7 protein-coding genes are annotated in these 12885 nt (G+C 53.2%); 6 read left to right on the top strand and 1 reads right to left on the bottom strand.

Features of this window, described 5'->3' with window-relative positions; all coding sequences use genetic code 11:
- The first annotated feature begins 102 nt into the window (after window positions 1–102).
- The 3 genes from KIH39_RS12210 to KIH39_RS12200 all read left to right on the top strand — a co-directional run bounded on the left by KIH39_RS12210 (window position 103) and on the right by KIH39_RS12200 (window position 3760).
- Window positions 103–720: a hypothetical protein gene (locus tag KIH39_RS12210; protein WP_213499803.1), complete on the top strand. Its 618-nt coding sequence runs from the start codon at window positions 103–105 to the stop codon at window positions 718–720.
- A 548-nt stretch (window positions 721–1268) separates the two neighbouring features.
- On the top strand, window positions 1269–2900 hold the full coding sequence (rny, locus tag KIH39_RS12205) for a ribonuclease Y (RefSeq protein WP_246539673.1): 1632 nt from the start codon (window positions 1269–1271) through the stop codon (window positions 2898–2900).
- A 14-nt stretch (window positions 2901–2914) separates the two neighbouring features.
- Window positions 2915–3760 carry a TIGR00282 family metallophosphoesterase gene (locus tag KIH39_RS12200; protein WP_213499801.1) on the top strand — a complete coding sequence of 282 codons (846 nt, stop codon included), beginning with the start codon at window positions 2915–2917 and terminating at the stop codon, window positions 3758–3760.
- Here KIH39_RS12200 and KIH39_RS12195 read toward each other — a convergent pair.
- Window positions 3757–4890, bottom strand: a complete 1134-nt coding sequence (locus KIH39_RS12195; RefSeq protein WP_213499799.1) for a rhomboid family intramembrane serine protease — start codon at window positions 4888–4890, stop codon at window positions 3757–3759. The genes KIH39_RS12200 and KIH39_RS12195 overlap by 4 nt on opposite strands.
- An 80-nt stretch (window positions 4891–4970) precedes the next feature.
- On the opposite strand from KIH39_RS12195, the gene KIH39_RS12190 reads away from it, so the two are divergent.
- The 3 genes from KIH39_RS12190 (at window position 4971) to nadB (ending at window position 12884) form a co-directional block, all read left to right on the top strand.
- Window positions 4971–5915, top strand: coding sequence for a pseudouridine-5'-phosphate glycosidase (locus tag KIH39_RS12190; RefSeq protein ID WP_213499797.1), 945 nt, complete (start codon window positions 4971–4973; stop codon window positions 5913–5915).
- 130 nt (window positions 5916–6045) lie between these two features.
- A complete protein-coding gene (locus KIH39_RS12185) occupies window positions 6046–11232 on the top strand; it encodes a hypothetical protein (RefSeq protein WP_213499795.1) in 5187 nt (1728 codons plus the stop codon).
- A gap of 38 nt (window positions 11233–11270) precedes the next feature.
- Complete coding sequence (nadB, locus tag KIH39_RS12180) at window positions 11271–12884, top strand: L-aspartate oxidase (RefSeq protein ID WP_213499793.1); 1614 nt, start codon at window positions 11271–11273, stop codon at window positions 12882–12884.
- Window position 12885: the final 1 nt, after the last annotated feature.

Genomic DNA, 12885 nt, shown 5'->3' with positions numbered 1-12885 from the left:
CAAGGCGTTTTGCCGTTAATCCCCTAAAATTGTTTGAAACCCCGGCGAGAATTTCCCAAATTTGGATCCGGAACTGATCGAATAGCACTTCAGGAGAACACCATGAAAGATGTACCGGACGATGATGACTTGAGACCGCCGCTGGGTTTACCCCCGGGTAGCGTGCGCGCCATTCTCAGCATTCTGATTACCGTTCAACTTTGGGTACTTCTGAGTCTACCTCAGAATGTTACGACGAGCGTGCCTCTCAATCTGTACTTTTTACTGGCGATGGTGATGATTTTCTTCATCTCGCATGGGAGTACAATCGCCTACGCCAAGGGATTGGGAAATCCGCTTTATCTTCCGCGTGGGGTAATTCGCTTTCTATTGCTGGGGGGAACCATCGGAATTCTGGTTTATCAGTACCAATTCGACAGCGATCGACTCTGGTCGCGATTGACGCCGAGCTCCGATCAGATTCCCTATTTCCCCCAGTTTCTCCTGTCGACGGGGATCGGCTTTTTGCTGGGAATCCTGCTGAGGCCGTTACCGAGTTCCAGGTCGCCGTTTCTGCAAACCATCATGGCCTGGTTATCGATCGTTTCAGCCATCGGTATGACGGCGGAAGTCATCATCCAATGCCTGATCATGCCGCATATTGTCCAGGAAATTAATCTGCTGCTCTGGCAAAGCATTCTGACGGGTATGGTGTCCTTCTATTTCAGCTTGCGGTCTTAAAAAGCGCAACTCAAGTGGAATTTATGAACGAAGCGAGGCTTTCCCTCGCTTTTTTCGTTGACCACCCCCCCCGGCGCATCTCATAATAGCAAAATAATTTGATTTTCAAATTTGGATCGCAGGTTGCTCGTCGAAAATATGGCCCCTGCCGTCCATATATTATTCATTGGACTAACTGTGCGCGTATGCATGTCGTGCTGTATTTAGAACTTTTGCTGACACTCCTTCTGACACTGGTGTTATGCCTGGCCTGTCTGCGTCTTTTGAACGGGTCTATTTCGAATTTACGAATGAGGGCGCGGTCTTATTTCGGAGAAACAGTGCCGGTACCGGCAGGTTTTTCCGGGAAAAACAACCCCTCATTCCATCGAAGAATTACCTTCTATGCCATTAGACGACTTAACTACCAAGTCTCTCACAGTGATGGATCGGGGTGTTTCCAAAGCGAGCGAAGACCACTCTCCAAAAATCGCTCTCCTGTCGTTCTAAAAGGACATCGACCTGTCTAATAGCGTACCTTCTTCCAGTGATGGATTAGGAGGCACTTTGTGTTTCTCGCGTCAATTGGACTGACAGCGGAAATTGATTTCCCGTCAATTGGACTGGCGGGTCTGTTGGCTCTGATCGTCGGCGTCACCGTTGGACATTTCTTCACCAAAAAGAAGATGTCTGGCATCGCCACCCAACAGGAAAATCTGGGTTTGGTCGCCCGGCAGAAAGCCGAGGAGGAAGCCCAGGAAATTCGCGGCCGAGCCGACCAGGATGCCAATCGCATTCGGAAGGAAGCCGAGCTGCGCGTCAAAGACGAATATTTCCAGAAGCGCGACGAATTCAATCGCGAAACCGAGAAGATGCGGACCGATCTCCGCGATCTCGAACGCAAACTGGAGAAAAAAGAAGACAACCTCGAACAGCGGCAGACCCAGATTCAGAAAAAAGAACGGGATCTGGAAAAAAGCCAGAAGAAACTCGCTGAAAAGCAGGAGGTTCTGGACAAGCAGTCGAACGATCTGGAAGTGACCCTCACCGAGCAGAAGAAGCTTCTTTCCCAGATTACCGGTATGAGCCGGGAAGACGCCGAGAAGCTTCTGATGGCCCGGGTCGAAGAGGAGCTTTCCGGAGAGATTGGCGAGAGAATTCGCAAGCACGAAGAAGGGCTCAAATCGATTACCGACCAGAAGTCTCGCGAAATCCTGGCTTCTGCGATTCAACGCTATGCCGCCCAGCACACCGCGGAAACCACCGTCAGTACCGTCGATATCCCCAGCGATGACGTGAAGGGGCGAATCATCGGCCGCGAGGGTCGCAATATTCGGACCTTCGAAAAAGTCACTGGCGTCGATGTGATCGTCGACGACACGCCTGGGGTAGTCATCGTCAGCGCTTTCGACAATATCCGCCGCGAGACGGCTCGTCTGGCATTGGCGAAGCTGATTCAGGATGGTCGGATTCATCCCACTCGGATCGAAGAAGTCGTTCTGGAAACGCAGCAGGAGATGGAGAAGCACATCAACGAAATCGGCCGAAAAGCCGTCGTGGATGCCGACGTGGGCCACGTTCACGAAAAATTGGTACACTTGCTCGGCCGCTTGAAATTCCGGACCAGCTACAGTCAGAATGTGCTGCAACATAGCCTCGAAGTGTGCCATCTTTCCGGCATGATGGCGGCGGAACTCGGGTTGGACTCCAAGCTGGCGCGCCGTTGCGCGCTCCTGCACGATATCGGTAAAGCAGCCGATCATGAAATGGAAGGCGGGCACCCGAAAATCGGCGCCGAACTGGCCAAAAGGTACGGCGAAACGAATAAGGACGTCCTGCACGCGATTATCGGCCATCACGACGATATTACCGTCGATCACATCTACACCGTGATTGTGGCGGCCGCCGATGCCATCAGCGCCAGTCGTCCGGGGGCACGTCGCGAGACGCTGGAGAAGTATGTCAAGCGATTGGAGCAGTTGGAAGCCATCGCCTGCGGATTTCCGGGAATTGAACAGGCCTTTGCCATTCAAGCAGGTCGGGAACTGCGGGTCGTCGCCAACGCGAACCAGATCAACGATGCGGATAGTCTGAGGATTTGCCGCGAAATCGCTAAATCGATAGAAGAGCAGCTCGACTACCCGGGCGAAATCAAGGTGACTGTCGTTCGAGAGCAGCGCTTCATCGAAATTGCCCGCTAACTCCGGATTGGGTCATGCGACTCCTTTTCATCGGCGACATCGTGGGTACGCCGGGACTCAAGTTGATCAAACAAGCCGTCCCGGCGCTCCGAGCGGAGCAGTCTCTCGATTTCGTGATTGCCAACGCCGAGAATGTCGCCTCCGGTTCCGGAATGTATCCCAGCAATTTTCACGCTCTTCGTCGGGCCGGTGTCGATGGTCTGACGATGGGCGATCACGTTTTTCGCCGTCCGGATATTCTGCCGATTCTCACTTCTGGCGAACCGGTGGTCAAACCCGCCAACTTCCCCAGTGATGCCCCAGGAAAGAACTTCGCCGTTTTGAAAAACGAACGAGGTCATTCCCTGGCGATCGTTTCGCTCTTGGGACGACTCTTCATGAAGGCGGTCGATTGCCCGCTGCGAACGCTGGATCTACTGCTTCCGGAAATCCGCAAGCAAACCACCAATATTCTGGTCGATTTTCATGCCGAGGCCACGGGCGAAAAATACCAGGCCCGACACTACTTTGCCGGCCGGGTTTCCGCAATTGTCGGAACGCACACCCATGTGGTGACCGCCGATGCCCAGGTGACCCCGGAAGGCACGGCGTACATCAGCGATGTCGGAATGACTGGCGGACACGCCGGGATTCTGGGACGGAAGGCGAAACCGATCGTCGAGCACGCGTTGAACATGATCCCGACGAATTTCGACGTGGAAGAGGAGGACCCGAGAATGAATGGCGTTCTCCTGGAAATTGATGAAAATACGGGCAAAGCCTTATCTATTCAGCAGATCGAATGGACGCAGCAGGGCTCGCAATTGATGCCTTTAAGGACCTGCTCCGGGCCACTTTTGAAAAATGCGAATCCCGATTAATTTAAGAGCTTGGCCACATCCATAATCGCAATCCAATCGGGCGAATTCTTCATCTGATTCAAAATAAATGAGATGCAGAACACGGGCAGTAGGGAGAGCATGGCGAACGCAAACGATTTCCAGGAAGGAGAGTAATGCCAGTGCAGATAGAGCAAGGTCGCGGCGATTCCTCCCATCACTCCACCCCCCAGATGGCAGGCGAGACTGATATGCGGCAGGTAACTTATTCCCAGATTCAATACCATCGCAATCATAAAATTCTGAACCGATTCCCGGTAGATATTCGGCGGAATAAAGGTGCGGTTCCAGACGAGCCAGACGATGTAGGAAATGCTCAATCCCCAGATGGCACCCGAGGCACCGGCCAGTAGAGTCGGAACAGCGGGTGTTCCCGGTTCGAAAATCAGACTGGCGGTGGAGCCCCCCAGTATCGACAGCATGTAAATGATTAGAAACCGCCCTGAACCCCAGGCTGTCTCGAGAAACCGGCCGAGCAGATAGAGAGAATACATATTCACGCCCAGGTGTAGAATTCCAAAGTGCAGAAAAGCATAGGTAAACAGCCCCGTCCAATGATCCCGGGCTATCTCCATGGCGGTTAATCCCCCCATCCGGCGAATAACCTCGAAATCTCCGGAGAAAAGAAATTTCACCGGCGAAATTTCCCAACGGAAGCATTGGGCTAGACAGAGAGCGAATATCAGCAAATTCAGGGAGATTAAGATGTTGGTGACAATCGCTTTTTTGGGCATGAGAAGCGCTTCGCGAACAATCTCGCCTCTTTCAAACGCGGAAGTCTGAAGCGCATCTTTCTTGGTCGGCGGTTCGGTGGTTTTCAGCTTGATCGACTGAGCTTCGAACGGCCCTTTCAGCCGTTCCATCATCACGGGATTGCCGAGCACTTCATTCCCGTAAGCGGTGATTCGATAACCCTGTCCGAATTCTTTCTGCCATTCCGTGAGCTGAATGATTCCCGAAAGTCGCAGTTCAGTGAGCAATTCATCGAGTTTCTGGCGATCCACCGAATGCTGAGACACGAAGACGCGAGGATACCAGGGTGGAGGGTTGGAAGCCGCAATTTCTCGCAGAAGGCTTTCGCATGTGAGAGCTTTGGATTCAGACTCGGTCATAGTAAAGGCGTATCCCGCTTGAAACAATTGATAAATTGATGCTAGACGATTTGAGTGAGATATCAACCGCTGAGGTCCGTATGAGTCCGATGGAATTCAAACCCTACCGCAATTTTTGTAGCGAGGAAATCAATTCCGCCCGGGATCAGGGGCTTCCCATTGTTGCACTGGAATCGACGTTGATTTCCCACGGCTTGCCCTATCCAACGAATCTGGAAACTGCCCTGGCCGCGGAGGCGGCCGTCCGGGCGGCCGGGGCGATTCCCGCTACAATCGGGGTGCTTCAAGGTGAGCCAGTCATCGGTTTGAATCCAAAGCAGATCGAGTTCTTCGCGAATTCTAAAGAGATTCGAAAAGCCAGCAGCAGGGATCTGGCCTGGTTGCGAGTGAAAAAACTGGATGCCGCCACCACCGTGGCAGCCAGCTGCCGGATTGCCGAAGAAGCCCACATTCAGTTTTTCGCCACGGGAGGCATTGGCGGCGTGCACCGTTCCCCCGCCCCGCGTTTTGACATTTCCAACGACTTGTTCGAACTCACCCGGATAAGAACGACCGTAGTTTGCTCTGGAGCGAAAAATATTCTCGATTTGCCGAATACGCTGGAGCTTCTGGAAACTTTCGGCATCGCCGTGATTGGTTATCGGACCGAGGAATTCCCGGCCTTTTACGTCAGTTCCAGCGGCTTGCCCGTACCGTTCAGGCTCGATACCCCGCGAGAGATCGCCGAGCTCTCGGCATTCACTCAGGACAGCATTCTCGTTACGAATCCGATTTCACGGGATTTATCGATTGAGCCGGATGATTTTCTGACCTGGTTGAATCGGGCGGAGAGGGATGCCGAACGACTCAACATCGCCGGATCGGCACTGACGCCGTTTCTTTTGAAGCGGATTGCCGAACTCAGTGAAGGGCGGACATTGAAGGCGAATCGCGGTTTGATTGTGGAAAATGCCCGCTTAGCGGCGGAAATTGCCGTCGAGCATGGGAAATTACAGGGCGATGACCGGGAAAATCCACCGAAATAAACAACTTCGGGGGATTCTCACTCGTCGAAATAGTTAGGTACAGATCCGTTTCAAATCCTGGGACGCCGAACTATAATTAATTAGTATCATCCCCGGATTATTGGCCGGATTCATCGAGAGAGACTATCGCATGGCCACGCTGCTCGACGCCCCGAAGGCAAATGCGTCTAAATACGAAGAATTTGTTGGCAAACAGATCGAAGAAGTTCGCAAGAGGATACGTCTGGTCGATATCCTCTCGGTTTCGCTGACTGTACTGGCTTCGTTCTTCCTATTTCTTTTTGTCGCATTACTCATCGACCGCTACGTTTCCACGAAGCCGGGTGTTGGTTGGGCGGCCTTGAGTTGCTTCCTGCTTATATCTGGGATCTATGCCTACATCCAGCTGTTTCGCAAAAGTCGCAACACCATCAATCCCTACTATGCGGCGCGTAAAGTTGAAGAGGCCATCGCCGATCACAAAAATAGTGTGGTGAACTGGATTGACTTGCACGAGGATGAAAAGGTTGCCCCGTCCATCAAAGTCGCTCTCAGTGCTAAAGCCGCCAAAGATCTGAAGCAGGCCGACCTGACCAAAATTGGCGAGGCGAAATCCTTCCTCTGGACGGCCTGCCTCGCCGGCTTCTTTGCGCTGGGCGCGGCAGTTGTTTTCTTCCTGCCACCGACCCGTACGGATCTTGTGCAGGAAACTCCTAAGGAAGGCGATACCACAGTCTTCTCTGGGGAGGACATACGTTTCGAGGTTCGTATTCTCGGCCGGATTCCCAAAGCGACCGATCCGGACTCTGCCAAACTTCGCATCTGGTACAATCCGGAGGATCCCGAAAACTTCGAAGATCGCGCCCTGGACGTTTCCGTTGATGATCGCCGACTTTGGGGCATCACCGTCAAAGGGAATCAGGTTCGTAAAGGCTTCGATTACCAGCTTCGCGCCGCTGGCGTGGAGACACCCAAACATCACATCACCTGCAAAATCATTCCGATTTTGACCGGATTCGATGTGATTTACAAGCTGCCCGCTTATCTCGGTAAGCCGGATGAAAAGACCAACGACCCGAATCTCTTCAACTACTACGGCACGGAAGTTACACTGCTGGCCAGCACCAACCGCACGGTGAAAAGCGGCTACCTGCAAATCGAAGGGCAGCCGCGAACTTATGATGCCGAGATTCCGGCCGATCGTCCGGACGCACTCCTATTCCGATTCCCCATGGAAAAGAACGGCGGCTATCGAATTTTCTTCACCACCACCGAAGGAGATCGAAACAGCGACCCGCAGAAATATCGGATCGCGCTTCTGGATGCCAAGCCGGTTTTCACCAAGTTCGATTTGAAGTTCCAGTATCCCGAATATCTGCGCTGGAAAATGCAGATGCTGGAAAATGAGAAAACTCCGGACATCGAAGCTATCCGAGGCACCGAAGTGACGATCACGGCCTATGGTAATCGGCCTGTGAAATCCGGGCGGCTTCTAATTCCCGATGAGATCAACAAGGCGACTCTGGAGGTTGTCGGCGAACCGATCCCAGATCAACCGATGGCCCTGAAATTCAAGCTGCCCAAACTCGACGAAGATAAAACCTGCGTAATTCGATTTACTCCCACCACGGGAGAAGGGGAATCCGATCCCCGGCCGCTAGTTATTCGCGTGCTCCGCGATGAACTTCCTCAAGTTCGGATCACTTTGCCCAAGGAAGAAATGATCGAGTTGCCTTTGAACGACACCTTGAAAGTCGAAGGAATCGCCACCGACGACCACGGCATCAGCCGTATGAATCTGAGAATGGAAGTGGTCGCGCCGCGCGTCGAAGCGTTGAAGGAAAAACCCTATCGCGATGGGAAGGAATTCAAGCGAGAGAAGGATAATTCCTACCCCACTCTCCTGAACTATAAGGATCAGGTGGAACTGAGTCAACTCCGCGGCTTCGATCCCAAATTCCAGATCGCCGAAGGCATGATCATCGAGTACTGGCTCGAAGCCATCGACAATTGCGACGTACCGCCGGGGCCTAACCGGGGCTATTCCAATCGTCAGAAAGTCAAGATCCTCGCGCCCGCAAAAGCGGCAGACAAGGTTCAGCAACAACAGAAAAAACGCGAGGAATTCGCCAAGGAAAAGCAGCAATTCGACGCGCAGCAGGACAAGAAGAACGAGGAAGAAAAGCGCGATCCGGCCCAGCCGGAGCCCAAACAGCCCGGGGAGAATCAACCTGGAGAACCCAAAAATGCCAACGGCCAGCCCGAGGTGCCCAAGAAGGATCCGAATGCCCAGGATCAACCTGGGAAGAATCCCGGCCAGGGTAATTCGAACGATCAGAAAACGCAAAGTCGCGATCCGGGTTCGGAGAATTCCAATAATCAGCCCGGCGCTGAGAAAAAGAACCGCAAAGCCGACCCAAAGGCCATGCCGAATAAGGAAAATAAAGGGGTCGACGACAAGGACACAAAACCAGGTTCGGAATCCGGTGGCGAATCCGAAAAGGATAAAGAACTCCAGCGCCAGGCCGACAGAATTCAGAAAGCTTTGAACGACAAGAATACGCAGGCCAAAAAAGATCCATCGGGCAAGGAATCGAACAATCCTCCGGAGCAGTCCCCAATGCCCGGAGAGTCAGGAAGTCCCAAATCGCAACCCGTCAAGGGAAGTAATCCTCAGCCGAAGGCCGACGGGACAAAGAATGATCCCGGCCGCAAATCGGACGAAAAATCCGAAACCGCCCCAATGCCCAAGGAATCGGCTGATCCCAAGAAAGATCAGTCGAACCCGTCGAAGTCGGAATCGGGCCCCGGTTCACCGGGCAAACCGGATGAGAAGAATTCCCAGCAAGGCACTCCGCCCGAACCGGGCGAACTTTCCCGGGAAATCGCCTCCAAAGACTACAAGATGAATAGCCGGCAGAAAGAGGATGTCGATCGTCTGTTACGGGATCCGAAGAAAAAGCAGGAAATGCAGAACGAACTGGACAAGATGAAGAACGACATCCAGGATCCCCAGAAGAAGCGAGACTTTGAAAAGGATGTTGAGCAAACCAAGAAGAATGCCCAGGAGAAAGAGGATATCGATCAGCTTTCCAAGAAGTCGAAATCCCCCGATCCCCAGGAGGCTCAAAAAGCGCAGCGGGATCTGGATCAGAAGATGCAGAACCCGGATTCCCGGCAAAATGGTCAGAAGTTGGCGGAGGAAAAAGCTAATCAGAAGAGTGAGGGTGGTGCTCAACAGCAGCAGCAGGCACTCGAAAATTCCATGAATAAGGGCCGGGAAAATAATCTCAAAGAAGCCGCCTCCAAGATGCAATCGGACGATCCCAATCGGCAGGCCGAGGGCAAAAAGGAGATGGACAAACTGATGCAGGATCCGGCAACGCGCCAGATGGCCGAGAAGATGAAGGACGATCTGGCCAAGAACGCGGGCGATGAGAAGAAGAAGGAAGATTTCCAGAAACAGATGAAGGATTCGGCTCAGAAAGGCCAGAAGGAAAACGTCGATCAGATTGCTAAAAACGCCGAATCGAATAACCCCCGCGATCAGGAGCAGGCAGCCAAGGAACAGAAGAACCTCGAAAAGAACGATCCTCAGGCCGGGAAGGAAGCGGCTCAGAAAATGGAGCAGGCTCAGCAAAATCGCGCAGCCAATCAACAGGCGAAAAACGAGCCCGGTAAACAGAATACGAAGCAGTCGGGAGGTAAATCGAACGAAGGCGGCTCGGAACAGCCTGATCTCCAGCAGGAGATGAATCAGCTCGACCGAGAAATGAACAGTAAGGACGCCAAATTCGACAAAGCCAAGCAGGACCGGCTCGAACGCTTGTTACGCGATGAGAAGCTGAGAGCCGAGGCGGAGAAGAAAGCGAAAGAATGGGAAAAGAATGCCCCGAACGATCAGACGCGAAACGACTTGAAAAATAAAGTGGACGAGGCTCGCGATAACGCCAAAGCCCAGGAGAAAATGGAAAAGGATGTCGACCGTCTGACCAAGAAGCAAAGTAAGCCCGAGAACAAAGATCCGAACCAGAACGCACCCAAAGACGGCGATAAGACGCAGAAAAACGCCACTGGAAACACGGAAAAGAATGACGGCGGCCAATCCACCGAGCAGGCGAAAAAGGATCTCGAGGAGATGCTGAAAGATCCGAAAAATCGCCAGCAAGCCGAGAAACTGGCCGACCAGATGGAGAAGAAAAATCCCGAGGCCGCTCAGGAATTGCGGAATGCTGCCGATAAAGCTCGGCAGGACAGTCTGAAAGATTCTGCTCAGAAATCTGGCGAGAAATCCTCCGACCAGCAGAAGCAGAATATCGCCGATCTCATGAAGGATCCTAAAACCCGAGACATGGCCGGCAAGATGATGAAAGATATGCTCGATCAGGCCAAGGATCCGGAAAAGCGGAAGAACCTGGAAGAGGCGATGAAAAACGCCATGGATCAAGCTCGAAAGAACGACTTAAAAGATCTGGCTCAACAGGCCAAGGATCAGAAACAGCAGGAACAGGCCGCGAAGGAACTTCAGGATCTGCTGAAGAAAGATCCTGAAATGCAGAAGATGATGCAGGATCTCGCCAAACAGATGCAGGATCCGGAAGTTCAGAAGGGTCTGCAGGAACTGAAGAAAAAGGCCGATGAATTGGCTCAAAATCGACCCAAGGACAAAGAGCCAGCACCCAGAGGCAAGGAAGGTAAGAACGACGCGGCCAAGAAAGAGGGCGATAATGCCGCTTCTAAAGGGAAAGAGGGCAAGGAGGATACTGCCCAGGGGGATCCGAAACAGGATCCTAAAGCCGATCCCAAAAATTCCAAAGATCCCAAGATGGACAAGGGCGAACTGGCCAAGAAGGATCAGGAAGGCAATAAACTCGGCGGCAAGGCTCCCAAGGATGGCAATTTGAAGGGCGAACTCCCAGTCAATCCCGCTTCCGGAGGCGGTGAGGATAAGATCGATCCGATGGTGGCTGATCTTAAAAATAAGGTCAAGGCCGCGGAACTGCAGTTGGAGGATTTCCGCAAAAATAAGTCGAACAAGGAAATGCTGAAACAGGTCGAAATGACCCCCGAACAGTACGAGCAGTTCCTGAAATCGGCCGAAGAAGCCTTAAACCGCGAACGCCAGCGACTGGTGGAGCTGGAAAAGAAGGAAGCGAAATCGGGTTCCCGCTCCAAAGGGGCCAGTATGCTCAATCGCGGCAGCGAAACCATCAAGCTCGAAGGAAATTCCGACTCCAAAACTGAGCGCGGAACCCGCGGTAACGCTCCTCCGGGTTTCGACGACGCCTACAAGCGGGCCACTTCGGGATCGGCTTCCGGTTCCGGGGATCCGAAGTAGCTCGATTCAGCAACCGTTTACTCCCTACACTATTGGGTATGGTTCCCAATAGATTTCTAGTCTCTTTTGATACCCGCCGCGAATACCATCGCTTCGCCGATGTGCTGATTATCGGAGCGGGCATCGCTGGCATCCGGGCCGCACTGGAGATTCCCAGTGACTTACAAGTTCTGCTAATCACCAAGGACAAACTTCGGGAAAGCAATTCCTCCTATGCTCAAGGAGGTATTGCCGGCGTTCTATCCCCCGAGGATACGTTCGAAAATCACATTGATGATACTCTGGTCGCGGGCGCCGGGCTGTGCGATCCGGCAATCGTCGAGATGGTGATTCGCGAAGCTCCGCAACAAATCGCCGATCTCGTCAAATTCGGTACGATTTTCGATCGCGAAAATGGGGAACTCGCCCTCACCCGGGAGGGGGGACACAGCCATCGCCGTATCGTGCACGCTTTAGGCGATGCCACGGGTTGGGAGGTGATGCGGGCTCTTATCGAGCGGGCGAAGGCCGCTCCCAATATCGAACTTCTGGATGGCACGTTTACGCTCGATTTGCTGACAAAAGAAAACGAATGTCTCGGTGCCCTGGTTTACAAGGAGCCGATGGGAAAAGTGATGATCTGGGCCCGCCAGGTGATTCTGGCTTCGGGCGGTTGCGGCATGGTTTACCGGGAGACGACCAATCCTCCCGTGGCAACAGGGGATGGTATGGCCGCCGCTTACCGTGCGGGGGCGAAACTCCAAGACATGGAGTTTATGCAGTTTCACCCGACCGTACTTTATGTCGCCGGATCGGCACGCCATTTGATCAGCGAAGCCGTCCGGGGCGAAGGGGCCTACCTTCGCGATGTGAACGGCGAACGATTCATGCTGAAGGACGATCCTCGGGCGGAATTGGCCCCCCGCGATATCGTTTCGCAAGCAATTTTTCGATGCATGGAACGCACGCAACATCCCAACGTCTATCTGGATCTTTCTCATCTCGATCCCGCGATGACTCATAAGAGATTCCCCGGAATTGCCAAAGTTTGCAAGACTTTCGGGCTGGATATTACCAAGGACCGTATTCCCGTGCGACCCGGGGCCCACTATATGATCGGGGGTATCGTGGTCGACGAGACTGGACGGACCTCCGTTCGCAATCTTTGGGCGGCAGGGGAGGTCACTTCCAGCGGTTTACACGGGGCGAATCGGTTGGCTTCCAATAGTCTGATCGAGGGCTTGGTCTACGGGTCTCTCTGCGCTCACGGGGCTGTCCGTGCCGTACGCGAAGGAGGAGTCCTAAACTCGGTCGCAGCGTTCAAATTCGAAATCGAACCTTACGCCAAGCAATGGTTGGATATCGACGATATGACCAACTCTCTCCGGAGCTTGATGGTTCGAAAGATGGGAATCGTCCGTTCTAAGGAGCGGATGACCGAAGCCCGTCAGGATGTCGATTTCTGGTGCCGCTATGCTCTGGTGAAGCAGTTCGACACTCAGAAGGGCTGGGAACTGCAGAATTTGCTGACGGTTGCCCGGGCAATGATCGATTCCGCGCTGAAGCGCACGGAATCGCGGGGCACGCATTTCCGCAGCGATTTTCCAACTTCCAGCGATCATTGGAAAACGCATCTGGTCTGTCCCGATATTCAGGACCTCTTCGGTAAATAAA

It is taken from the genome of Telmatocola sphagniphila, from assembly GCF_018398935.1.
Lineage (GTDB): Bacteria > Planctomycetota > Planctomycetia > Gemmatales > Gemmataceae > Telmatocola > Telmatocola sphagniphila.
The sequence above is the reverse complement of the archived record's forward strand: the minus strand, read 5'-3'. Positions and strand labels throughout refer to the sequence as shown.